Consider the following 23,776-nt stretch of genomic DNA (forward strand, 5'->3'; position numbering starts at 1 on the left):
GCCTCAATCAAGCAGCTTGCGCAGCTCGGCCTTGGCGACCTTCTCGAGCGTCGAGCGCGGCATCTCGTCGACCAGCTTCACCTCGCGCGGCACCTTGAAGTCGGCGAGGCCGGCGCGGCAGGCGGCCAGCACCTTCTCAGGCAATTCCTCGCGCGCCACGCCGGCCTGCGGAATGACGAACGCCACCGGAACCTCGTCGAGCATCGGATGTTTCTTGGCGACGACGGCGGTTTCGCGCACGCCGGGGACGGTGATGATCACCTGCTCGATCTCGGACGCCGCGACGTTCTCGCCGCCGACCTTCAGCATGTCCTTGGTGCGGTCGCCGAACTTGATGAAGCCGTTTGCAAGCCGCGTGACGCGGTCGCCGGTGAGGAAGAAGCCGTCGGCGTCGAAGCTCGTCCGTGTCGCCTCCTCGTTGTAGAGATATTCCGAGAACAGCGAGAGACCCGGGACTCCCTTGATGGCGAGAGTCCCGGTGTCGCCGACGGCGGTCGGCCGGCCATCATCATCGGTGATGCGGATGGTGTATTCCGGCGCAGCGCGGCCGATCGACATCGGCGTGTTCGGCTGGTCGACGTCGCCGACGATGCCGTGGGTGATCGTCTCCGTCATGCCCCACCAGCCGATGATCTTGATGCCGAACTTGGCGAAGGCCGGCGGCTCCGACGCCGCGGTGCCCCACAGCCGGAATCGATGGTCCTTCGGCACGTCCTGGTCGAGCAGCGCCTTGATGCAGAACGGGATGGTCGAGGTCCAGGTGCAGCCATGCTCCAGCGCGACGCTCCAGAAGCGGCTCGCCGAGAAGCGCGGCTGGATCACGCAGGTGGCGCCGACCCACAACGAGGCCAGCATCGAATAGGCCAGCGCGTTGGTGTGGAACAGCGGCAGATAGGTCTGGTGCACGTCGCCCTGGTGCAGGTCCTCGTGCACGGCATTGACCTTGGCACCCCATAGCGCGTTGGCGTGGGTCCACAGCACGGCCTTCGGCCGCGACGTCGTTCCCGACGTGTATTGCACGCTGCATGGCGCGAGCGGATCGGTGGCGCGCCGCGGCCGATCGGCGCTGTCGGCAAACAGCGTCTCGAACCGATCGCCCACGCCAACCGCCGTGGTGTTCGGCTGCCCCGGATCATGCGAGATCACGGCAAGCCAGCGGATATTGCGGCAATGCGTCGAGATCATCTCGGCATAGGCAGGCTGGGTGATCGCAGCCACCGCGCGGCAGTGATCGGCGAAATAGCTCATCTCGGCGGCCGCCGAGCGCGTGTTGGTGGTGACCGCGAGCGCGCCGAGCTCCACGCAGGCGAACCAGGCGAGCATCGCCTCGATACAATTGTCGAGATGGATCAGCACCGCGTCGCCCGGCTTGATGCCACGCTTGACGAGACCGGCCGCGAGCGCGCCGACGCGCTCGTGAAACTCGCCATAGCTCCACCGCCGCGCGGGGGCGTCGAACGGCGCCCAGATCAGGAACGGATGATCGCGTCGTGTCTCGCTGCGCAGCTTCAACAGCCAAGGCACGTCCATGCCGTCGAACGGCGTCACCGTGCCGGGCGCGATCGTCAGTCCGTTCATGTTCACTCCCGTTTGTTCTTGTCTGCGGCCCGTCCCGGCCGCTTCGTCGGATGTTGCTCCACCTTTTGCCATCCGCCGTCGCCGCGAGCAAATCAGGATTGAACCCGCTGCTTCCGGCGCGCGACCAATGGCGCGGCAAAACACGCCCGGAGGTTCGATGCAGGCCCTGGCACCACCATGGCGGCTGCCCGATGCCCGCTATTTCCAGATCGCGGCATTGGCCACGCTGCTGGCGATCAATTTCGCACTGATCGATTTCGGCGCGCGCCCTGCTGCAAGCGTGATCGCGGTCACGACGGCCCTGGTCACGCAGGTCATCGGGTGCCGCCTCACCGGGGCGCCGCTCGATTTCAGGTCGCCGCTGATCACGGGGCTGTCGCTCAGCCTGCTGTTACGGGCGGATGCGCTGTGGCTGCATGCGGCGGCCTCCGTCATCGCGATCGGATCGAAATTCGTGCTGCGCATCCACGGCGAGCACGTCTTCAATCCCGCCGGCCTTGCGATCGTCGTGCTGCTGTTCACGTCTGGTGGCGTATGGATCTCTCCCGGTCAGTGGGGAACGGAAGTCTGGTTCGCAAGTCTTGCCGGCCTCTTCGCCATCCTCGTGCTCAGTGCGTCCCGGCGCGTGGATATTGCGCTCTATTTCTTCGCCAGCCATGCCGCGCTGCTGCTCCTGCGCGCCTTGTGGCTCGGCGATCCCCTGGTGATCCCGCTGCATCAACTGCAGAGCGGCTCGCTGTTGATCTTCACCTTCTTCATGATCTCCGATCCGCGCACGACGCCGGACTCGCGCGCCGGCCGGCTGTTGTTCGCGATCGTCGTCGCGGTGACCGCGCATTACCTGACCTTCGTCATGTAGATGCGCCCGGCGCTCTATGTGGCGCTGATCGCGCTGTCGCCGCTCACATTGGTGCTCGACCGACTGATCCCGGACGCTCGCTTTTCCTGGCGCTCGCCTGTTCCTGAAGGAGTACCGACATGACCCTGCGCTTCGGCCAAATCGCCCGCACCTCGGTAGCGGCTGCCGCGATCCTGTCCCAGACGGCGATGGTGCCGGCCCAGGCGTTCTGCGGCTTCTATGTCGCGCAGGCGGATTCCAAGCTGTTCAACCAGTCCTCGAAGGTCGTGCTGTCGCGCGACGGCCAGCAGACCGCAATCACGATGGCCAGCGATTTCGAGGGCGACGTCAAGGAATTCGCCGTCGTCGTTCCCGTGCCGACCTTCATCGAGCGCAAGCAAATTGGCGTCGTCGAGCCCAAGACGATCGATCATCTCGACAAATACACTGCGCCGCGGCTGGTCGAGTACCACGATGCCGACCCCTGCGCGCCGGTCGTCGTTGCGGCGCGGGCGATGCCGGCGGCGCCAATGATGGCGGGAGATCCGCGCCTCCGATACAAGCAGGATTACGGCGTCACCATCGAGGCCAGCTACGACGTCGGCGAATATGACGTGCTGATCCTGTCGGCGCAGGAAAGCGATGGCCTGACGCGCTGGCTGACCGACAACCACTATCGCATTCCACAAGGCGCGGAAGCTGTGCTCGGCAGCTACATCAAGCAGGGCATGCGGTTCTTCGTCGCCAAGGTCAATGTCGAGCGGATGAAGGACATCGGGAATAATACTCTGAGGCCACTGCAGGTGCGCTACCAGAGCGCCAAGTTCATGGTTCCGCTGCGGCTCGGCACGGTCAACGCCAAGGGACCGCAAGACCTGATCATCTACGCGCTGACCAGGAGCGGTCGCATCGAATCCGTCAACTATCGGACCGTCAAGATTCCCTCCGACATCGATGTGCCGCTCTACATCAAGGATGAGTTCGGTCCGTTCTACAAGGCGCTGTTCGAGCGCGCGGTTGCGCGCGAGAACATGCAGGCGGTGTTCGTCGAATATTGCCTGGGACATGGCGTGGTGCGATCCTTGCGCCGCCGATCCGATGAGCAACAAGGAGCTGGTCGAACTCGGGGCGCGCTGGATCGGCAGCGACGATGCCACGGCCTTCGGCGCCGGTCGCCGCGGCGGCGGTTCCGACGTCTACGTGACCCGGCTGCATGTGCGCTATGACGCGAAGTCCTTTCCGGAGGACATCGTCTTCACCGAGACCAGGGACCGCGGCAACTTCCAGGGCCGCTACGTCCAGCACCATCCCTGGCGCGGCGAGGCGAAGTGCGATGCTGTGAAGACCTATCAGGAGAGCCTGTCGGCGCGCTTCGCCAAGGAGGCGACCGATCTCGCTGCACTGACCGGTTGGCCGCGCAGCGAGATCGTCGCGAAGATGGCGCAGAGCGGCGAGACCACCACGAAATAGCGCGTGGCGAAAGGCTCAGTCCCGGTACGACGAGATCTCGATCAGGCTGCCATCGGGATCGCGGCAATACACCGAGCGCAGGGTGCCGCGGGCGCCCTGCTTGTCGACCGGGCCTTCCTCGATCGCGATGCCCAGCGCCTGAAGGTGTGCGACGACCTCGTCCGGCGTGCTACTCGTCAGGAAGCAGAGGTCGTCGCTGCCCGCCGCGACGTGATCCGCCGTGAACCAGTCGACCTTGTCCGCGTCCTTCGGTCGCACATTGATTTTCTGGTGCCCGAACAGCAGCGACGTGCGCCTGGCGCGTCCCGGGCCGAGGTCGGAGACCTGCAGCGTCATGCCCAGGACCGTCTGGTACCAGGCGGTCGTGCGGTCCACATCGGCGACGTTGATGACCAGATGATCGAGTGCATCGACCTTGACCGGCATGAAGTCATTCCTCCTGATCGAGACATCGACCTCGCGACAACCGCGTGATTGGGCTACAATCGACATCGGCAGTTCATTAACGAACGCTCAACGATATACCCGAGGAAACGCATGATTTCACGTCGTACCGCGCTTGGTCTGATCGCGTCTGCCGTCCCGTCCGTCGCCGCCATTCGCAGTGTCTCCGCCGCGGACTATCCCGCTCGGCCGGTTCGTTTCGTGGTGGGCTATCCGCCGGGCGGCGCGACCGACATCCTGGCGCGGCTGATCGGCCAGCGGCTGTCGGAAACCCTCGGCCAGCAGTTCGTGGTCGAGAACAAGCCGGGCGCCGGCAACAATATCGGCACCGAATCGGTGGTGAATGCGCAGGCCGACGGCTACACCGTGCTGCTGGTCAATCCGGCCAACTACATCAATGCCAGCCTCTACACCAATCTGAAGTTCAATTTCGTCCGCGACATCGCGCCGGTCGCCTCGTTCAACCGCGTGCCCAACGTGATGACGGTCAATAGCGACGTCAAGGCGAAGACGGTGGCCGAGTTCATTGCCTATCTCAAGGAGAACCCGGGCAAGGTGAACATGGCGTCGTCCGGCAACGGCACCTCGGTGCACCTGTCGGGTGAGATGTTCATGGCGATGACCGGCACCAAGATGCAGCACGTGCCCTATCGCGGTGCCGCCCCCGCGATCACCGACATGCTGGGCGGCCAGGTTCAGGTGATCTTCGACAACATGCCTTCGATCATCCAGCATATCCGCTCCGGCTCGCTGCGCGCCCTCGGCGTCACCACCCAGGAGCGCTCGGCGCAATTGCCCGACGTGCAGGCGATCGCCGAAACCGTGCCCGGCTACGAGGCGAGCGCGCTGTTCGGTATCGGTGCGCCGAAGAACACGCCCAAGGAGATCATCGAGAAGCTCAACAAGCAGGTCAACGCCATCCTCGCCGAGCCGGACATCAAGAAGCGGCTGGTCGATCTCGGCGGTGATCCCCTGATCCAGACCCCTGAGCAGTTCGGCGCGCAGATCGCCGCCGAGACCGAGAAGTGGAAGAAGGTGGTCGAGTTCGCCGGCCTGAAGCTCGATTGAGGCGGAGCGACCGCAAGCGTCCAAGGCGATGACTTGCCGCAGCTGCGACACGTCATCGCCTTGCTTGGTGATCCAGTCCGCCAGTTTGTCGTTATTTGACCATGCGAGCGTGATGCAACCTTTCCGCCAGAAGAGGAACAGATCATGCGCAAGGTTTTGATGATGGCAGCCGGCCTCGTCGGCGTTGCACTCGTCTGCGGCGGCAGTGCCACTCCGGCCGCAGCCGGAGGCTACGATTATCCCTGGTGCGTGCAGGGCAGGGGTGTCGGTTATCCCGGTGACTGCTCCTATCAGACCTTCGAGCAGTGCCGGGCCAGCGCCTCCGGGCGCAACGCCGGATGCGGCATCAACCCGCGCGTGGCCTTCGATCCGGCCCGCCGCGGGCCGACGGTCTATGTCGACATGCCGCCGCCGCGGCGCGTGCATCGCTACAACTACTACTGAGCTTTGTTGACGGCCCGGAAGGCCGGCTAGAGCAGCCGGGCCGCCGCGGTGAACCGTCTTGCATCGACTTTGCATTCGTGTATACTTTGTATCGCAAAGTTAATTGGCCGGACTCACGTCAGACATGCGCGACCTCGACAAGGCGCTGGCGGACATCATCGCCATCCGCAGCCAGCTCGCGGCCGGAACCGCGTTTCGCGGCTACGGCCCGGCGACGATGGCTGGGACCGCAGCCGTCGCCTTGATCACCGCTTTTGTCCAACAGCTCGTGCTGCGCGATCCGACCGCCGAGCCGCTGGCTTTCCTGCTCGGCTGGGCCGCCGCCGCCTGCGTCTCTTCCACGATGATCTGGGTCGAAATGCGCGCCCGCTCGCAGCGGCATCATTCCGGCCTCGCCGATGCGATGATCCATCAGGCGGTCGAGCAATTCCTCCCCGCCGCAATCGCGGGTGTGCTGCTCGCGGTGCTGCTCTGGAAGTTCGCACCCGAAGCGCTGTGGATGCTGCCCGGCTTGTGGCAGATCCTGATGTCGCTCGGCGTGTTTGCCTCGGTGCGCTCGCTGCCGCGCTCGGTCGCGCTGGCCGGCGCGTTCTACTTCCTCGCCGGCTTCGCCGTGCTTCTGCTCGGCAGCCTCACCCACGAGCTGTCGCCATGGACCATGGGGCTGCCCTTCGCGGCCGGCCAGGCGCTGATGGCGGGCATTTTGTACTTTGCGACCGGAGACTCCGATGTCGAAGACTGACGGCAGCGCGCCGTTTTCCTATGACGGGCTCGACCGTGTCATTCACGAGAAGGCCCGCCTCGGCCTGCTCACCTCGCTGATGGCGCATCCGAAGGGGCTCGCCTTCGCTGATCTCAAGCAGCTCTGCGGGCTGACCGACGGCAACCTGTCGCGTCATCTGCAGGTGCTGCAGGAAGCCGGACTTGTCGAGGTGACCAAGGGCTATGAGGGCAACCGGCCTCACACCAGCTGCCGTCTGACCAAGGCCGGACGCCACCGCTTCCTCGATTATCTCGCCGTGCTCGAGCGACTGGTCCGCGACGCGGCCGCCGCGGCCGGCAAGGAGCCCGCGCCGTCCTCGGCCGGCCTCATCCCCGGCCGCGCCTGACCGTCTCATCGGATTTTTTTGACCTGGAGCTTTGCAATGCAAAGTAGTCTGCAACCGAAATCGCCTGCTGTGATCGATGGCCTGCATGTCGGCATCATCATGGACGGCAATGGCCGATGGGCGACGCGCAAGGGCATGTCGCGGCTGCGCGGCCACGAGGCTGGCGTCGAGGCGATCCGGCGGATCGTCGAGGCCGCGCCGGATCAGGGCGTCGGCACGCTGACACTGTACGCGTTCTCCAGCGACAATTGGCGGCGTCCGCGCGCAGAGGTCGCCGGATTGATGGCGCTGCTGCGCGTCTATCTCGCCAGCGAGGTGGAATCGCTGGTGCGCAACGGCGTTCGTCTCACCGTGATCGGTCGGCGCGATCGGCTGCCGGGCGGCATCGCCGACGCCATCGGCCGCGCCGAGCAAGCGACCCGCGATGGCCGTACCCTGCATCTGCGCATCGCCGTCGACTACTCGGCGCGCGACGCGATCCTCAATGCCGCCGCCAAGGCCGGCAATATCGAGGGGCTGAGCCGGCAGATTTTTTCCGACCTCGTGACCGGAGAAGCGGGTCTGCGCGACGTCGACCTGATCATCCGCACGTCCGGCGAGCAGCGGCTGTCGGATTTCCTGCTGTGGGAAGGCGCCTATGCGGAGCTGCACTTCACCGACCGCATGTGGCCCGATTTCGATGCGGCTGATCTCGCCCAGGCGCTGGCCTCGTTCCGCGGCCGCGAGCGTCGCTTCGGCGGGCTGGAGGCCGTGCCGCTCGCACCGGCTCCGGTGTCTTGACCGCTGGCCCCACGCGCTCCGCAGCGGCACAATCTTTCCGCGCATCCGGGAATCATCTACCGCTCGTGTCACGAGCGCAGAGATTTTTCGATGAAGCACAAGCCGCGCCGGTCCGCCGGCAAATCTCCGGTCAAATCCGGATCGCCGGCCCGCGGTGATACGGCGGAAGCGCTGTGTGAGGCGGCGTTGCGGCTGTTGCGCGCCGGCCTGCTGACGCAGGCCGAGGAGACCTGCCGGCGCGCGCTGACGTTGGACGCAGCCTCGGTCGATGCGCTGCAGGCGATGGGACGGGTCTGCCTCGCGCTCAAGCGGTTCGACGATGCGATCGAATGGTTTGCCCGCGCGATCCGGCAGGACATCTCCGTTCCGGACTCCTTCGTCGGCCTCGCCCAGGCGCTGCAGCTTGCAGGCCGGCGCGACGAAGCCATCAAGGCTTACGACCGAGCGCTGCAGTTGCAGCCGGATGCCGTGGACAGCTGGGACGCACTCGGCGAGCTCCTGCAGTTGACCGGCCGCCATGCCGAGGCGGCGCTGGCATGCGACCGGCTGCTGCAACTGGCGCCTGACCGCGCCGTGACGTGGTTTCGTCTCGGCGAGGTGCTGGAGGCCCAGGGCCGCCGCGACGAGGCGGCGCTGGCGTTCGAGCAGGTGCTCAAGCTGCAGCCGGATCGCGTCGATGCGGCCAACAAGGCCGGCGCTGTCCATTTCGATGCCGGGCGCTATGACGAGGCGATCGCGCGGTTCGATCAGTCGTTGCGGCAGCAGCCGGATCAAGCCGGTGTGCTGTGCCTGAAAGGCATCTCGTTGCGCCGGCTGCGCCGCTATGACGAGGCGCAGCCCGTCGGCCAGCGCGCACATGCGCTGGCGCCGCACGATCCCGACATCGCCAACAGCTACGGCTGCATCCTGCAGAATCTCGGCCGGCACGACGAGGCCGTCGCCGTGTTCGACAAGGCGATTGCGATCCGGCCGCAGACCGCGGACTTCCACAATCACCGCGGCACGTCGCTGGCGGAGCTGCACCGCTTCGAGGAGGCGTTCGCGAGCTTCGACCGCGCCATCGCGCTGCGGCCCGATTTCGCCGACGCGCATTGGAATGCGGCGCTGTTCCGGTTGCTGACCGGTGATTTCGAGGGCGGCTGGGCCGCGCGCGAATGGGGCCGCCAATGCCGCGCCGTCGGCTTCGTCGAGCGCAGCTTCGACGCGCCGATGTGGACCGGTGATGCGCCGCTCGAGGGGCGGACCATCCTGCTCCATAGCGACGAGGGATTGGGCGATACGATCCAGTTCGCGCGCTACGCAACCATGGCCGCCGCGCAGGGCGCGCGCGTGCTGCTCGAGGTCGATGCGGTGCTGCAGCCGTTGCTCTCAGGCTTGGCCGGTGTTGCGCAGTGCCTTGCTCGCGGTGCCGATGCGGTGCCTTCGATCGATGCGCACTGCCCGCTGTCGAGCCTGCCGCTCGCCTTCGCGACGCGCATCGACACCATCCCCGCTGCGCAGTGCTATCTGCCGCCCCCGCCCGCCGAGCGCTGCGCCATCTGGCAGCAGCGCCTCGGGCCGCGTCACCGCCGGCGTGTCGGACTTGTCTGGTCCGGCAACCCCGCGCATTTGAACGACCACAACCGCTCGATGCCGCTGGCGATGCTCGCGCCGCTGCTCGACCTCGATGTGCAATTCGTCAGCCTGCAGAAGGGGATTCGGCCTGCTGACAAGGCGGTGCTCGCCGAACGCGGTGACATCGTCGATCTCACCGCCGAGATCATCGACTTCGTCGAGACCGCCGCCCTGATCGACAATCTCGATCTCGTCGTCACCGTCGACACCAGCGTGGCGCATCTCTCCGGCGCCATGGGCAAGCCGACCTGGGTCATGCTGCCCTACACGCCGGACTATCGCTGGCTGCTCGATCGCGACGACAGCCCCTGGTATCCGAGCGTGCGGCTGTTCCGCCAGGATCGGCGTCGCGACTACGTTCCGGTTGTCGCACGCGTTCGCGAGGCGCTTGCGCAGCTGGCCGGCAGCGTCGCTTAGAGGTAAGCGATCTGTCAGCTGTCCCGAAGCCGGACCGAGATCTCGTGGACGCGCCGCGTCAACTCGGCGACGCTGCGCCATCCCGTCTTCTCGCGCGTGCGCTTCAAATGCGTATAGACGGTCGTCACTTTGACGCCGCGGTGCGCGGCATATTCGACCGCCGTCATGCCCGTGCTCAAGGCGCAGGCCAGCTGAGCTTCGGCCCTGGTCAGGCCATGCAGATCCTGAAGCAGATGCGTCGCCGCGCCCTCCTGCAGCGGGTCATGGACCAGCATCATCACGACGGCATCCGGAGCATCGGATCGCGGCCACCGATGGCGCAGCGCCCGCAGCGAGATCGTGCAAGGCGGCAGCCCGCCGGGACGCGGCGCCAGGAAGTCGATCGCTGCATCCGCGTCGCTGAGACCCTCGCCGTGCGCCAACGCGCCGAACGCACGTGCATAGCGGTTGCGCAGACCGGACGCGCCGAAGTGAATGCCGCGCGAGTCGATCCGGAACAGCCCCGTCTCGATTGAGATCGTCCGCAAGCTCGGATTGGCGTGGACGATCTCGCCCTTGAGATCGAGCAAGGCGACGCCATCCTTCAGGAGGTCGAGAACCTTGATGCCGATGCCGTCGCGCTGAGCTGCGACCATGCTGCTTCTCATCCCATAGGCGCGCTGCAGATGCGGCGTCATACGTTGCAGCAGCGCGATCTCGGTTGTCCCGACATGGCCCTGTCGCGGCGATCGCTGCAACGTGACGGCGACGAGCCGCTGCGGAGATTGGTCCAGCACCACCGAGAGAAAATAGCGAAGCCCGGCGCGCGGCAGGAACTCGGCATAGAACGGATCGCGCCTCATGGCGCTCTCGTCCATGACCTGATAGTCCCAGCTCAATCCGCCGCGCGCCTGGCGCAGCGCCACCGTGAGGCGTGGATTGCGTGGCGCGAAGTGAGCGAGATAGTCATCGCCCTCGGCAGAGGCGGCGCCGCTGCTGTGAAAGATCACGGGCCGACGCACGGCCGTGTCGATCACTTCGAACGTCGCGCCTTCGGCTGCTATCAGCTTGCGGATCGACGCCAGCGCGTCGGTGATGCCATCGGGCTCCGCGAAGCCGTGATAGACGGCATCGAGCGCCTGAGCATAGCGTTCGCTCTCCACGATCACCTCTCTGCGATGGCCATCGGGGCTCGTCGCGCCGATCCGCACGGTCAAACACCGATCGGCGGACGATATTCCCCTTCATGGGTCGTCACGGAGAGTGCGAGGTTCACGGCGGGGCCGATCAAGCGCGCAGCTACTCCGCGATGATGTCGCCGGAGCCGCCGAACTCGCGAGGAAAATCCTTGAGCTTCGGCAGCCCGTCGCGCATCGGCAGCACGGTCTCCGCATAGTTCACGTGGACACCGGGCTGGAAAGCTAGATCGGGGAGGGTGGCCGCGAAGACGTCGACCAGCCCGAGCGGCGGGTGATTGGTCATCAGGTGGCCGCCGCATTTGGCGCAATACTGACGCTGGCTGAGTGGCGTCTTCTGAAACATCGCCAGATGGTCGGCGCCCGACGTGACCTTCACCGCGTCGGGCTTCCAAAGGCTGAACGCGTTGACCGGCCCTCCCGACCATGATCGGCAGGAGCGGCAGTGACAATAGCCCATCGCTTCCGGTGTGCCGGATGCCTCGATTTCAACGGCGCCGCAGAAGCATCGTCCAGAGAGTTTCATCCTCGTCCTCATGAGTTGTGAGACCGGCACAGGGCATCATTTCCCGCCTTGTTTCGTCTTGGTGTCCCACGACCATCGTCGGGGCTGTCACGACCAGACGTGATCCAGTTCACATCCGCAGATCGCCGACGCGGGCAGGTCCCCTGATCGGAGGACGCCGGCCAATCGCCGACGGGGCTATCGATCGCGGCCTCTGAGCGAAACTTCAGGTGTCAGTTGTCGAAGTCTCAGGTGATCTCATGTCGGATCTCAATTCTCGCATTGTCGAATTCTCAACCGATCACATTCCGGAGCGGGAGCGCGCGGCATTCTGGCGCGAGCACTTCGGCCGCGTCATGCTGCGCGTCGATTTCGAACCGGCCCCTGACGTGGCGTTCAAGGCGCGCAATCGCGCGCTGACATTGCCCGGCCTGCAGCTTTTCGATGCCTGGGCGACGCCGGCGCGCATCTCGCGATCCGGGTCCTATCTCGCCGACGGCGCCGACAATGTGATGCTTGCGATCAACCGCGAGGGCAGGGCGTCCGTTGAGGGAGGCGGGCAGATCCGCGAGCTGCGACCTGGCGAGGCGGTGGTGCTGAGCGGCGCGGATGCGTGCGCCTTTCACCGGGAAAGCGTCGGCCGCTCGTTCACGCTGCTGATGCCGCGTGTGATGATCGAAGCCGCTGACGTGAGCGTCGAGGACGCGGTCATGCGGCCGATCCCGGTGGATCAGGGCGCGCTGCAATTGCTCGACCATTACGCGAGCTGGCTGATGAGCCGCGACGCCGCGGTCGATGCGCAGCTGCTCAATCTGTCGGTCCGTCACATCCAGGATCTGCTGGCGCTGGCGATCGGGCCGGCCGCGGGTCTCGCCGAGACGATGCGCGCGAGGGGGTTGCGTGCGGCACGGCTGAAGCTCGCGAAGTCCTTCCTCGTCGCGAACAGCTGGCGTCGCGACATCTCGGTGGCGATGGTTGCGACGAAGCTGAATGTCACGCCGCGCTATGTGCAGCGCCTGTTCGAGATCGACGGCACCACGTTCTCCGCGTTCCTGTCCGGCGTGCGGCTTTCGAATGCGCATCGCATGCTGTGCGATCCGGCTCACGGTCGGCTGGCGATCGCCAGCATCGCCTACGATGTCGGCTTCGGCGATCTCTCGCATTTCAATCGTTCGTTCCGCCGGCACTACGGACTGACGCCGCGCGAGGTGCGCGGAGATCGCGGTCGCGATCTCCCGGTGACATGCCTCTCGCGGGAGGGCGCACCATGACGAGCAAGACGATTGCACTGCGGATCCTCGACAGCATCTTCGTGTCGGCAACGATCTCTCTCCTGCTGATCGTGGCTGGCGTCCCGATCGACGGGCTGCTGGCTCTGGTCGACATGTCGCTGCGCGAATTCCAGGCCTTCGCGCTGTTCGTCATTTTCAGCAGCCTGCTGCTCATCCATGCGATCGCGACGTCCGATTCCGCGCCGTAACTCAAACGTGATCCCTTGTTACGGTCCGATTGCCGACGATTGAGCTGGGTCAACGGATTTCTGGAGGCCTGTGGCAAACGACACGCCTGCTTCAGTGAAGAAGGCGTCTCGGTATGGATCCACAGGACACGCAGGTCATCGGCGACGAACGGCCCGTTCAGCACGTTCGTGCCGAGGCGGCTGCTCTCGTACCGGCGCCGGTGCTGCCCGCTCCCGTGACACATGCGCCGCGGCCGGCGCGGAAACGATGGCCATTTGTGCTGCTGGCTCTGGTTCTGTGCGCGGCCGGAGGCGGCGGCTATGTGTGGTGGCAGCAGCTGCATCCGCCGCTGCCGCTTGGCATCAGCGTCAGTAACGGCCGCATCGAGGCTGACGAGATCGACATCGCGACCAAATATGCCGGCCGTGTCGCAGAGCTGCGCGTCGATATCGGTGATCTCGTCGAGTCCGGCCAGATCGTCGCGCGGATGGACAGCAAGGAGCTGCAGCAGTCGCTCGCCAAGGCGCAAGCGCAGGCCGAGCAGGCCCAGCACGTGGTCGATCAGGCGCGCGCCAGCCTGGCGCAAATGCAGACGCAGAAAACGCTGGCCGAGCAGGAGATGGAGCGGACGCGCAGCCTGCTGCAGAACGGCTGGACCACGAAGGAGATCGCCGACCAGCGCCAGCAGGCGCTCGATGCCGCCACCGCTGGCCTCGCCGGGTCGCAGGCGCGCATATCCGAGGCGGAGCGGGCGCTCGAAGCCGTTCGTCACGATGTCGCGCTGTACACGGTGCAGATTGCCGACAACTCGCTGATCGCGCCGAAGGCCGGCCGCATCCAATATCGCCTCGCCAATGTCGGCGAGGTGCTTGGTGCGGGGGGCAAGGTCTTCACCATGCTGGACGTCGGCTATGTCTACATGGACGTGTTCCTGTCGACCGAGGAGGTCGGCAAGATCAAGGTCGGCAGCGACGCCCGTATCGTGCTCGACGCCTATCCCGATCGCCCCATTCCGGCCAAGGTGTCGTTCGTCGCGAGCCAGGCGCAGTTCACGCCGAAAACCGTCGAGACGCGCAGCGAGCGCGACAAGCTGATGTTCCGCGTCCGCGTGCGCGTCGATCCGGACAGGCTGACGGCCCACGCCGATGCGGTTCGAAGCGGTTTGCCGGGCGTCGCATATGTCCGGTGGAATTCCGACGTCGCATGGCCGGCCCGCCTGCAACCCGCGCCATGAGCATCGCCGCGCCTCCGGTCGCGGTCGTGAGGCAACTCTCCCAGCACTATCGCGACGTCACCGCGCTCGACGACGTCTCGATCGAGATTCCCAGCGGCTGTGTCATCGGCCTGATCGGGCCCGACGGCGTCGGCAAATCGTCGCTGCTCTCGATCCTGGCCGGCGCACGTGCCATCCAGAGCGGCGAGGTTGTCGTGCTCGGCGCCGACATGTCCGACCGGCGCGCGCGCGAGCAGGTCTGCCCGCGCATCGCCTACATGCCGCAGGGGCTCGGCCGCAATCTCTATCCCGATCTCAGCGTCTACGAGAACATCGCGTTCTTCGCGCGCCTGTTCGGGCAGGCCAGGGCCGAGCGCGACTGGCGCATCGCCGAATTGATGGAGGCGACCGCGCTGGCCGACTTCGCCGACCGACCGGCCAAAAAGCTCTCCGGCGGCATGAAGCAGAAGCTCGGCCTGTGCTGCTCGCTGATCCATGATCCGGACTTCCTGATCCTCGACGAGCCGACCACCGGGGTCGATCCGTTGTCGCGGCGCCAGTTCTGGGACCTGATCGATCGCCTGCGCGCGCGCAGCACAAGCCGCATGAGCGTCATCGTCGCCACCGCCTATATGGAGGAGGCCGCTCGCTTCGACTGGCTGATCGCGATGAATGACGGCCGGATTCTCGCGACCGGCACGCCGGCCGAGCTCAAGGCGCAAACCGGCGCCGCGACGATCGAGGACGCGTTCATCGCACTGCTGCCGCAGGACGCCTCGCGCGACCATGCCGAGATGCCGGCCAAGGATGAGCTCGACGGCAGCCACGAGACGGTCATCGTGGCGCGCGACCTCACCTGTCGCTTCAGCGACTTCACGGCCGTCGATGGCGTCAGCTTCCAGATCCGCAAAAGCGAGATCTTCGGCTTCGTCGGCTCCAACGGCTGTGGCAAAACCACCACGATGAAAATGCTGACCGGGCTGCTGCCGCCGAGCGACGGCGAGGCGCTGATCTTCGGCCGCTCGATGGAGGCTGGCAACCATGAGTCGCGCAGCCGCGTCGGCTACATGTCGCAGGCGTTCTCGCTCTATGGCGAGCTCACCGTGCGGCAGAATCTCGTGCTGCATGCTCGCCTGTTCCATCTGCCGTTGGCCTCGGCCGAGCGGCGGATCGCCGAGCTGATCGATCGCTGCGATCTGGCCGACCATCTCGACGGGCTCGCAGCCGACCTGCCGCTCGGCATCCGGCAGCGGCTGTCGCTCGCGGTGGCGATCGTCCACCGGCCCGACCTGCTGATCCTGGACGAGCCGACGTCGGGCGTCGATCCGGTCGCGCGCAATCAGTTCTGGCGTCTGTTGATCGAGCTGTCGCGCCGGGACGGCATGACGATCTTCGTCTCGACGCACTTCATGAACGAGGCGGCGCGCTGCGATCGGCTGTCGCTGATGCATGAGGGGCGGGTGCTGGCAACGGACACGCCGGATGGGCTGATCCGCGCCAAGGGCGCGCAGACGCTCGAGCAGGCGTTCATCGCGTTCCTTGAGCAGGATGCCGGCGTCGCCGACCCGCCGGTCACGCTGATGCCGGCGCAGTCCGCGCCTCATTCGCAGGGCAAGCCGACCGAGCGCGGCGGCCAGACCGTCTTCAGTCCGCGGCGGCTGCTCGCCTATACGATCCGCGAGGGTCTCGAACTGGTCCGCGATCCGATCCGGCTGATGTTCGCGCTGTTCGGAACCGCGTTCCTGATGATCGTGATCGGCTTCGGCATCTCGACGGACGTCAACAATCTGACCTTCGCCGCGCTCGACCGCGATCAGTCGCCGGAGAGCCGTGCGTATCTCGCCGAGCTCCGCGGCTCGCGCTATTTCGTCGAGAAGCCGCCGCTGGCCGACTATGCCGAGCTGGAGCGGCGGATGAAAAGCGGGGACATCAAGGCGTCGATCGAGATCCCGCCGAATTTCGGCGTCGACATCAAGCGCGGCCGGCCGGCCTTCGTGTCGGCCTGGATCGACGGCGCGATGCCGTTTCGCGCCGAGACCATTCGCGGCTATCTCGAAGGCACGCACCAGCTCTATCTGTCCGATCCGGCGGTCAAGACGACGCGGCCGCAGGCGGCCTCGCCGGTCGGTGTCGAGATCCGCTTCAAATACAACCAGGCCTTCGACAGCATCTATGCGATGGCCCCGAGCACGATCGCGCTGCTGCTGGCGCTGTTCCCGGCGATCCTGATGGCGCTGGCGGTGGTGCGCGAGAAGGAGCTCGGCTCGATCACCAATCTCTACGTCACGCCGGTGACGCGGCTCGAATTCCTGGTCGGCAAGCAGCTGCCCTATATCGCCGTGGCCCTGGTCAATTTCGCGCTGATGTACGTCATGGCGCTGACCCTGTTCCGGGTGCCGATGAAGGGCGACGTTCTGCCATTGCTCGTCGGCACCGTCGTCTATGTGATCACCACGACCGGCTTCGGCATGTTGATCTCGACGTTCTGCCGCACCCAGATCGCGGCCTTGTTCGGCACGGCGATCCTCACCGTGCTGCCGGCCACGCAATTCTCCGGCATGCTGGTGCCGGTGTCGTCGCTGTCCGGCGTGGCGCGCGTCATCGGCATGGGCTTTCCGATGACCTATTATCGTCCGATCACCGTCGGCACCTTCACCAAAGGTCTCGGCTTTGCCGATCTCGGCGCTGACATCCTGATGCTGCTCGTGTTCATCCCGGTCCTGACCGGGCTCAGCCTGCTGATGCTGCCGAAGCAGGAGCGCTGAGCCATGCTGCGCTCGCTTGCCAACATCTTCTGGCTCGGTACCAAGGAGCTGCGCAGCCTGTTCGGCGACGTCGTTCTGATCGGGCTCGTGATCTATTCCTTCACCGTGGCCGTGATCAGCCAGGCGCAGAGCAGCTCGCAGGAGCTGCACCGCGCCTCGATCGCCGTCGTCGACGAGGACAATTCCGAGCTGTCGCGCCGCATCGCGGCGGCGTTCCTGCCGCCCTATTTTCAAAGGCCCGTTTACATCACCCAGCGCGAGGTCGAGCCGCTGATGAACAGCGGCCGCTTCACCTTCGTGCTCGACATTCCGCCGAATTTCCAGCGCGACGTGCTCGCTCGCCGCAAGCCATCGGTGCAGGTCAATGTCGACGCCACGGCGATGATCCAGGCCGGCATCGGCTCGGGCTATGCGCTTCAGATCATCACCACGGAGGTCGGCTGGTTCGTCGCCCGCTCGGACGTCGCGGTGCAGGCGCCAGTCAATCTGGTGACACGTATCGCGTTCAATCCCAATGTGACGACCGCCTGGTTCGAGGGCGTGATGGGCATCATCAACAGCGTCACCATGCTGGCCATCATCCTTGCCGGTGCCGCGCTGGTCCGCGAGCGCGAGCATGGCACGATGGATCACCTGCTGGTGATGCCGCTGTCGCCGTTCGAAATCGCGATGTCGAAAATCTGGGCCAATGCGCTGGTCATCGCGGTCGCCGTCGCGGTGGCGCTATATCTCGTCGTCCGTTGGTATCTGCAGGTGCCGATCATGGGCTCGATCCCGCTGTTTCTCGCCGGCACCGTGCTCTATCTTTTCTTCGCGACCGCCGTCGGGCTGTTCCTCGGCACCATCGCGCGCTCGATGCCGCAGCTCGGCCTGCTCTACATCCTGGTCGCCGTGCCGATCAACATGCTGTCCGGCGGGATGACTCCGGTGGAAAGCCAGCCCGTCTGGCTCGCGACGATCATGAAGGCCTCGCCGTCGACGCACTTCGTCTCGTTCGCGCAGTCGATCCTGTATCGCGGCGCCGGCATCGACGTGGTGTGGCCGCAATTCGTGGCGGTCGCCGCGACCGGTGCGTTGATGCTGGTGCTGACCATCCGGCGCTTTCGGGCAGCGATCGCCGCGGCAGGCGCGTAGGTGCGTGCCCTCAAGCAAAAAGGCCTCAGCGGAGCTGAGGCCTTTGCAAGCAATCGCGGTTGCGATCAGTAGCGGGCGACGACCGGGCCGCCGAACTTGTAGTTCACGCCGACGCGGGCGGTATGGAACGTGAAGTCCTGCGACAGCCGCTCGACGTAGTTCGAGCCGGGAGGCGCGAAGGTGCTGCCCGGCACATAGGCCGACGTGTAGTTCACGCTGCCGAGGTCGGTGTAGAGATACTCGAACTTGACGGTCCAGTTCGGCGCGAAGGCATGCTCGACGCCGGCACCGATGGTCCAGCCGACGCGAGTCTGATCGACTGAGGCGGTCTTGGCGTAGCCATTGCCCGAGGTCAGGTCCCAGCTGCCCTTGACGTTGCCGACGGCCAGACCGCCGGTGACATACAGCAGCGTCGTGTCGATGGCGTAGCCGGCGCGGCCGCGCACGGTCATGAACCAGTCGTTGCGGATGCTCTCGTTGAAGGTACGGGTCGTCGGCGGGTTGGCCGCGGTGTAGACGACGCGCTTGTTCATGCCCGAGCCGTTGAAGTCGGCCTCGATGCCGAACACGCTGGGACCGGTCTGCCAGTTGTAGCCGGCCTGCAGACCGCCGACGACGCCGGACGGATTGAGGCGATTGTTGCTGATGGCGACGAACTGATTCTGGAAGGCGACGGCTTCGACCGCCCAGCTGCTGGTTTGGTCGAGCGTCGTGCCCAAGTTCGACCGGCCCCAGCCGTAGCCGACGTTGCCGCCGAAGTAGCCGCCGGTCCAGTTGTAGATCGCGGCCGGAGGCGGAGCCTTGGCATAGCGGACCGGCATGTCTGCGGCAAAGGCGCCGAGCGAGCTCGCGATGAGCAGCGTGACAGCGGAGGCAAGCGTTTTCATGGTCACAATCCTCAATGAAATTCAGCAACGTTCGGACAAACTCTTCTCACACTTTGGGCCGCCCGGCTGTAGTTCCGCTACAACACTCGTGTCCGTATGTATCTGTGATCACGTCACTTTCGGGAAGCTGTGTACTTAACCTTAAGCACTTGTAAACGCCTCGGGCGGGCGCGATGGCCGGTCGACTGATACCGTCCTGCTGATGAGAAGCTAACAATTCGATGCATTGCCTTAGGCAACGATTCGCCAACCATTCGAACGCGCTGCGCCGGCCGCTAACGATTTCGCAAAGCGCCCGCGTGCACCTTCGGCGCGTCCTGAGGGGACGGAGAGGGGAGAGCAACATGACGATGAATGGGGAAGCGGTTCTCGAAAACGTGCGGCGCTATCGTACCGTCGCGTCCTTGTACCGCCAGACTGCGGCATTTCGTCCACATCAGCGTGAGTCGCTGCTGGCCCAGGCCGCGGAATGGGAAAGCCGTGCCGTCGCCGAGCTCGAGGCCTACTTCGTCGCACGCCAGGCGCCATCGCAACCGGCGGCCAATCTGAACTATCACGCTCCCTCCTACACGCCGTCGCCCTGGCAGATCGCCGCGGCCTAGTTCGAGACACTACCCCGCGGTCTCGCGACGCGATCAGCGCCCGAGTTGCTGGGACAATGGACCCTCTGCAAGCGAGAGGGGCAGGGAAGACCAGGCGCCGACCGGCGCCCGCGGCCCCCGTGCGAGAAGAATGCACGGGGCAGGAACCACAGGCTCAGCCGGACATTCCCGGCCTTCCCTGCGCGATGGGCTACGGCTTATACGTGCTCTCCTCGGTGCACCGGGCTTTCTGGCCACCGTATCGGCGACAACGCTTGCGCGTTGCGCGGGGGACACCAGCGTCGGGGTGTCAGGACCACACGACTTCACCGTCCGCCACGAACCGTCCGTCGGCATCCCCGAGGGAATGCTGCGGTCCGCTGCGGCCAACGCTCCCCGCCTCGCGTGTCGTGACGACCGCGATACGCCCTCTACCCGAGGCGGTCTGCAGGCAGCAGATAACGGATGCGGGAAAAACGAAAGAGGAATTTTTTCGTCGCGCCATCTGGACAGAGGTCATCGCGTTGAGGCGGCGCGTGAAAATAGTTTTGAAACGCATTGCTTTTTCATCGCCCAGGAGTTCTTGCGGAAGCGCAGCAGCAGATCAGATTGCCCGACGGGCGACTCGGTTGTCGCCACGGAACGCAGTGGGTTGCTCCGGTGCCCGCATCAAAAACGATGTCGTCCCGGGCAAGCCCTGGCGTCGCGAAGCGACGTCGGGGCGCCGACCCGGGACCCATAACCACAGGCGGTCATTGCTGAAAGGAACGCTGCTCCAGCGTGCGCGACACTGAGAGCACGGAGTATGGATCCCGGATCTGCGTCCGACGACGCTGTCGCGTCGTCGGACTTGTCCGGGACGACAGCGGTACGAGTTGATATTGCGCGGGACGTCCCGACCGTGGATCTTGCCTAACTGCGGCTGGGGAGTGAAGTGCTACTCCGTCGCGATGCGCGCGGCGGCGAGCATGCCGATCAGGGCGGTGAGGGCGGCGACGCTCATGGCGTTGATGGACACCAGAGAGGCGTAGCTCGCATCGGCCACCCGCATCACCGGCTCGCCGAGCCGGGAGTCGATCAGCAGATACGAGGCGAACGGCAGCGCGAGCAGCGGCAGCGAGCGGATGCGCTCGTCGGGCCGGAACAGCAGGGCGCCGAGCAGGGCGCAGGGAATGAGGAACAGCTCGACGCCACTCTGCGCGCCGAACAGCTTGACGCAGAACACGGTGTTCGCGGTGCCGGCCAGCACCATCAGCGCGCGGCCGGCAAACGGATTGCGGCGTGCAAGTACCGGCACCGCGGCGAAGAACGGGGTCGTGACCAAGGTGAGCCAGGCCGGCCACGCCGCGCTGCCGGCGATCGCGTGCAGATACAGCGGATAGAACGGCTGGTTGGAGACGATCACCAGCGCCACCTTCGCGGCGATATCGGACTGTGGATCGTCGACCGATGCATAGGCCTGCACGGCGGCCAGCCAGCGTCCCAACAGCTTACCCATGCACTTCAACCTCACGACTGCGGACGAGCTGCGCGCGGCATTCGACGTGAGCGCAACCATGGACCTGACGGCACAACGCGTGCCGCCGAGAGCCGGATCATGTGACGCTCAGGAGCTCGACGTCGCGTTCAGCGCGGTGCGGATCATGCGGGCGAGATCGGCGCTCTGATACGGCTTGGTGAGCAGCAGCACGCCGGCGTCGAGCCGGCCGTGATGCACGATCGCATTCTCCGTATAGCCCGACGTGTAGAGCACCTTGAGGTTTGGCCGCCGCTTCGTCGCTTCGATCGCGAGCTGCCGGCCGTTCATGCCGCCCGGCATGATGATGTCGGTGAACAGCAGATCGATCCGTGCAGGGCTGTCGATCAGCGCCAGCGCCTCGTCGGCCTTGCTCGCGGCCAAGGTCGTGTAGCCGAGCCGCTTGATCTGGGCGATGACATATTCGCGCACCAGCGAATCGTCCTCGACGATCAGGATCGATTCGTCGCCACGCTCCATGCTCGCCAGACTGGCGTCCAGCAGCAGCGCGTCGGCATCGGCGGTGGCTTGCGGCAGATACAGCTTCACCGATGTTCCGTGGCCCGGCTCGCTGTAGATCTTGATGTGCCCGTTGGACTGCTTGACGAAGCCGTAGACCATGCTGAGCCCGAGGCCGACGCCCTTGCCGACGTCCTTGGTGGTGAAGAACGGCTCGAACACCTTGTCCAGCAGATTGGATGGGATCCCTTCGCCGGTGTCGCTGACCGCGATCATGACGTAGTTGCCGGGGATCACCTCGGGATTCATCCGCGCATAGGCGTCGTCGAGCAGGACGTTCTTGGTCTCGAGCGTGAGCTTGCCGCCGTCGGGCATGGCGTCGCGCGCATTCAGCGCAAGATTGAGGATGGCGGTCGACAGCTGGCTGGGGTCGATCATCGCCGGCGCCGAATCGTGCGCCAGCATGGACTCGATCTCGATCTGCTCGCCGAGCGTCCGGCGCAGCAGGCGGGCGGTGTCGACCACCATGCCGTTGATGTCGACGCTGCGCGGCTGCAGCGGCTGACGCCGGGCAAAGGCCAGCAGGTGCTTGGTCAGATCGGCACCGCGCGCGGCCGCCGAGTTGATCAGGCTGGTGATCTGCACCAGCTGCGGACGATCCTTCACCGCTTCGGCGAGGATCTCGATGGTGCCGGTGATCACGGTCAGGATGTTGTTGAAGTCGTGGGCCACGCCCCCGGTGAGCTGGCCGATCGCCTCCATCTTCTGCGCCTGGCGCACCTGCGCCTCGGTGGCCTCGATCTCCTGGAAGCGTTTGACCATGGCCTCGGCGGTGCGCCGCTGCCGCGTCTCCTCCTCGAGCTGCGCATAGGCCAGCTTCAGATCGGCCCGCGACGGCATCGTCAGGACCCGAGGCAGCAACAGCAGCAGCGCCGAGGCGATGCCGACCGACATGAAGGCCAGGAAGCCCTTGGTTGCTGCCTCCAGCACATAGGCGGGCACCCAGAGCGTCAGCACCTCGATCAGACGGGTCAGACCGCAGACCGACACCCAAAGCGCAAACGCCCAGAAGATGTAGCTGAACTGAAAATCGCGGCGGCGGAACACGATGTAGCCGAGCACGAAGGCTATCGTGAAGAACGCGAAGGAGATGAGGACGTCGGAGACCGCGTTCACCCAGATCAGTTCAGGCGTCCACAGCAGGCACTCGCCGTGCGGCGTGAGCATCGACATCTCCGCAAATCCCCAAAACGTCCGGCCGACAGACCGCGCTGTCCCCTGCGATCCCGGCTGGTTCCCTTAGTAGATCATTCAAATTTCAGATGAGCACACAAGGGTGCTGACTGCCACGACGGGAGATCGGTAGGCCCGCACCGCGCTCGATCAAGGGGCACATCCAGCCACGATCTGCAGACGGTTCGGCCGGCGCAACTTGACTCTCTATACCGAATGGTACAAACTTTCCTTCTCGGTACAATGGAGAGACTCCCATGAGCGTGCTCGCCCCGCCTTTTTCCTTGGAGACGGCCACCCGGAAGGTGCGCATGGCGGAAGACGGCTGGAACAGCCGCGATCCCGAGCGGGTCTCCCTGGTCTACACGCCGGACAGCCGCTGGCGGAACAGAGCCGAGTTCATCACCGGCCGGGCCGAGATCGTCGCCTTCCTCACCCGCAAGTGGAGCAGGGAGCTCGACTACCGGCTGATCAAGGAAATCTGGGCGTTCACGGACAATCGTATCGCGGTGCGCTTCGCCTATGAATGGCACGACGACAGCGGCCACTGGTACCGTTCCTATGGCAATGAGAACTGGGAGTTCGACGCGCTGGGGCTGATGCAGCGGCGCTTCGCCAGCATCAACGATCTGCCGATCAAGGACAGCGAGCGCAAATTCCACTGGCCGCTGGGCCGCCGCCCGGACGATCATCCGGGACTGACTGATCTCGGATTGTAAGACAGGAGCGCCATGCGGACGCTCTACGAGCGCGACGATGTCATCCCGCTGATCGCCGAGGTGTTCCGCGAGCATGGCTTCGAGGGCACCTCGCTCAGCCGCATCACCGAGATCACGGGGATCGGCAAGGGCAGCCTGTACCACTTCTTTCCGGGCGGGAAGGACGAGATGGCGCAGGCGGTGCTGGCGCATGTCGACGGCTGGTTCGCGCGCGAGATCTACGCGCCGCTGCGCGACGACGCGCCAGACGTCGCGATCGCGCGGATGTGGCGCGGCGTCGACGACTACTTCCGCTCGGGCCGGAGGGTGTGCCTGGTCGGCGCCTTCGCGCTCGAGGCGACGCGCGACCGCTTCGCCGCCGCTATCG

Annotated in this window: 23 protein-coding genes and 2 pseudogenes; 18 read left to right on the plus strand and 7 right to left on the minus strand. The window is 65.5% G+C overall.

What is annotated here, in order from left to right; genetic code table 11:
• Positions 1-3: 3 nt before the first annotated feature.
• Complete coding sequence (locus BRAO375_RS32675) at positions 4-1,578, minus strand: AMP-binding protein (protein WP_009031716.1); 1,575 nt, start codon at positions 1,576-1,578, stop codon at positions 4-6.
• 157 nt (positions 1,579-1,735) lie between these two features.
• Here BRAO375_RS32675 and BRAO375_RS32680 point away from each other — a divergent pair, with 157 nt between their 5' ends.
• The 4 genes and pseudogenes from BRAO375_RS32680 (at position 1,736) to BRAO375_RS38785 (ending at position 3,886) form a co-directional block, all read left to right on the plus strand.
• Positions 1,736-2,437, plus strand: coding sequence for an RnfABCDGE type electron transport complex subunit D (locus BRAO375_RS32680; RefSeq protein WP_009031717.1), 702 nt, complete (start codon positions 1,736-1,738; stop codon positions 2,435-2,437).
• A 188-nt stretch (positions 2,438-2,625) separates the two neighbouring features.
• A pseudogene (locus BRAO375_RS32685) lies at positions 2,626-3,384 on the plus strand (DUF2330 domain-containing protein); the annotation flags it as partial.
• Between the two features lie 97 nt (positions 3,385-3,481).
• Positions 3,482-3,616 (plus strand): annotated as a pseudogene (locus BRAO375_RS38930) (DUF2330 domain-containing protein); the annotation flags it as partial.
• On the plus strand, positions 3,617-3,886 hold the full coding sequence (locus BRAO375_RS38785) for a hypothetical protein (RefSeq protein WP_244423402.1): 270 nt from the start codon (positions 3,617-3,619) through the stop codon (positions 3,884-3,886).
• Between the two features lie 15 nt (positions 3,887-3,901).
• Here the strand turns inward: BRAO375_RS38785 and BRAO375_RS32690 are convergent, their stop codons facing one another.
• On the minus strand, positions 3,902-4,312 hold the full coding sequence (locus BRAO375_RS32690) for a VOC family protein (RefSeq protein ID WP_009031720.1): 411 nt from the start codon (positions 4,310-4,312) through the stop codon (positions 3,902-3,904).
• Positions 4,313-4,423: 111 nt separating this feature from the next.
• On the opposite strand from BRAO375_RS32690, the gene BRAO375_RS32695 reads away from it, so the two are divergent.
• The 6 genes from BRAO375_RS32695 (at position 4,424) to BRAO375_RS32720 (ending at position 9,762) form a co-directional block, all read left to right on the plus strand.
• Complete coding sequence (locus tag BRAO375_RS32695) at positions 4,424-5,398, plus strand: Bug family tripartite tricarboxylate transporter substrate binding protein (protein WP_009031721.1); 975 nt, start codon at positions 4,424-4,426, stop codon at positions 5,396-5,398.
• Between the two features lie 144 nt (positions 5,399-5,542).
• On the plus strand, positions 5,543-5,842 hold the full coding sequence (locus BRAO375_RS32700; protein ID WP_009031722.1) for a DUF3551 domain-containing protein: 300 nt from the start codon (positions 5,543-5,545) through the stop codon (positions 5,840-5,842).
• 124 nt (positions 5,843-5,966) lie between these two features.
• Positions 5,967-6,584 (plus strand): hypothetical protein, encoded by a 618-nt coding sequence (locus tag BRAO375_RS32705; RefSeq protein ID WP_009031723.1) that lies wholly within the window; start codon positions 5,967-5,969, stop codon positions 6,582-6,584.
• Positions 6,571-6,951 carry a winged helix-turn-helix domain-containing protein gene (locus BRAO375_RS32710; RefSeq protein WP_009031724.1) on the plus strand — a complete coding sequence of 127 codons (381 nt, stop codon included), beginning with the start codon at positions 6,571-6,573 and terminating at the stop codon, positions 6,949-6,951. Before BRAO375_RS32705 ends, BRAO375_RS32710 begins: the two co-directional genes overlap by 14 nt.
• 36 nt (positions 6,952-6,987) lie before the next feature.
• Positions 6,988-7,731 (plus strand): di-trans,poly-cis-decaprenylcistransferase, encoded by a 744-nt coding sequence (locus BRAO375_RS32715; RefSeq protein ID WP_009031725.1) that lies wholly within the window; start codon positions 6,988-6,990, stop codon positions 7,729-7,731.
• Between the two features lie 90 nt (positions 7,732-7,821).
• Positions 7,822-9,762, plus strand: a complete 1,941-nt coding sequence (locus BRAO375_RS32720) for a tetratricopeptide repeat protein (RefSeq protein WP_009031726.1) — start codon at positions 7,822-7,824, stop codon at positions 9,760-9,762.
• Between the two features lie 14 nt (positions 9,763-9,776).
• Here BRAO375_RS32720 and BRAO375_RS32725 read toward each other — a convergent pair whose 3' ends face one another.
• Both BRAO375_RS32725 and BRAO375_RS32730 read right to left on the minus strand, forming a co-directional pair.
• Positions 9,777-10,952 carry a helix-turn-helix transcriptional regulator gene (locus BRAO375_RS32725; RefSeq protein ID WP_244423404.1) on the minus strand — a complete coding sequence of 392 codons (1,176 nt, stop codon included), beginning with the start codon at positions 10,950-10,952 and terminating at the stop codon, positions 9,777-9,779.
• 88 nt (positions 10,953-11,040) lie between these two features.
• Entirely contained in the window at positions 11,041-11,463 is a 423-nt protein-coding gene (locus BRAO375_RS32730) for a GFA family protein (protein ID WP_035643358.1), read from the minus strand.
• A 239-nt stretch (positions 11,464-11,702) separates the two neighbouring features.
• Between BRAO375_RS32730 and BRAO375_RS32735 the strand changes: the two genes are divergently transcribed.
• The 5 genes from BRAO375_RS32735 to BRAO375_RS32755 all read left to right on the plus strand — a co-directional run bounded on the left by BRAO375_RS32735 (position 11,703) and on the right by BRAO375_RS32755 (position 18,014).
• Positions 11,703-12,713 carry a helix-turn-helix transcriptional regulator gene (locus tag BRAO375_RS32735; protein ID WP_009031729.1) on the plus strand — a complete coding sequence of 337 codons (1,011 nt, stop codon included), beginning with the start codon at positions 11,703-11,705 and terminating at the stop codon, positions 12,711-12,713.
• Positions 12,710-12,922 (plus strand): hypothetical protein, encoded by a 213-nt coding sequence (locus tag BRAO375_RS32740; protein WP_035643360.1) that lies wholly within the window; start codon positions 12,710-12,712, stop codon positions 12,920-12,922. Before BRAO375_RS32735 ends, BRAO375_RS32740 begins: the two co-directional genes overlap by 4 nt.
• A 113-nt stretch (positions 12,923-13,035) precedes the next feature.
• Positions 13,036-14,136, plus strand: a complete 1,101-nt coding sequence (locus BRAO375_RS32745; protein WP_009031731.1) for an HlyD family secretion protein — start codon at positions 13,036-13,038, stop codon at positions 14,134-14,136.
• A complete protein-coding gene (gene rbbA, locus BRAO375_RS32750) occupies positions 14,133-16,880 on the plus strand; it encodes a ribosome-associated ATPase/putative transporter RbbA (protein ID WP_009031732.1) in 2,748 nt (915 codons plus the stop codon). The genes BRAO375_RS32745 and rbbA overlap by 4 nt, the downstream gene beginning before the upstream one ends.
• A gap of 3 nt (positions 16,881-16,883) precedes the next feature.
• The gene (locus BRAO375_RS32755) at positions 16,884-18,014 is read left to right on the plus strand and encodes an ABC transporter permease (protein WP_009031733.1); all 1,131 of its coding nucleotides are present in this window, start codon (positions 16,884-16,886) and stop codon (positions 18,012-18,014) included.
• Between the two features lie 65 nt (positions 18,015-18,079).
• Here the strand turns inward: BRAO375_RS32755 and BRAO375_RS32760 are convergent, their stop codons facing one another.
• Entirely contained in the window at positions 18,080-18,901 is an 822-nt protein-coding gene (locus tag BRAO375_RS32760) for an outer membrane protein (protein ID WP_009031734.1), read from the minus strand.
• Between the two features lie 344 nt (positions 18,902-19,245).
• Here BRAO375_RS32760 and BRAO375_RS32765 point away from each other — a divergent pair, with 344 nt between their 5' ends.
• Positions 19,246-19,503, plus strand: coding sequence for a hypothetical protein (locus tag BRAO375_RS32765; protein ID WP_035643362.1), 258 nt, complete (start codon positions 19,246-19,248; stop codon positions 19,501-19,503).
• A 916-nt stretch (positions 19,504-20,419) separates the two neighbouring features.
• Here BRAO375_RS32765 and BRAO375_RS32775 read toward each other — a convergent pair.
• Both BRAO375_RS32775 and BRAO375_RS32780 read right to left on the minus strand, forming a co-directional pair.
• Positions 20,420-20,980 (minus strand): hypothetical protein, encoded by a 561-nt coding sequence (locus BRAO375_RS32775; RefSeq protein ID WP_009031736.1) that lies wholly within the window; start codon positions 20,978-20,980, stop codon positions 20,420-20,422.
• A gap of 108 nt (positions 20,981-21,088) precedes the next feature.
• Positions 21,089-22,690 carry an ATP-binding protein gene (locus tag BRAO375_RS32780; RefSeq protein WP_035643366.1) on the minus strand — a complete coding sequence of 534 codons (1,602 nt, stop codon included), beginning with the start codon at positions 22,688-22,690 and terminating at the stop codon, positions 21,089-21,091.
• Positions 22,691-22,947: 257 nt separating this feature from the next.
• Between BRAO375_RS32780 and BRAO375_RS32785 the strand changes: the two genes are divergently transcribed.
• Positions 22,948-23,409, plus strand: a complete 462-nt coding sequence (locus tag BRAO375_RS32785) for a nuclear transport factor 2 family protein (RefSeq protein ID WP_009031738.1) — start codon at positions 22,948-22,950, stop codon at positions 23,407-23,409.
• Between the two features lie 12 nt (positions 23,410-23,421).
• The coding region (locus BRAO375_RS32790) for a TetR/AcrR family transcriptional regulator (RefSeq protein ID WP_035643368.1) at positions 23,422-23,776 on the plus strand (355 nt) is incomplete at its 3' end.

Origin of the sequence: Bradyrhizobium sp. ORS 375 (assembly GCF_000239775.1) — a bacterium.
In the GTDB taxonomy this organism is placed as follows: Bacteria; Pseudomonadota; Alphaproteobacteria; order Rhizobiales; family Xanthobacteraceae; genus Bradyrhizobium.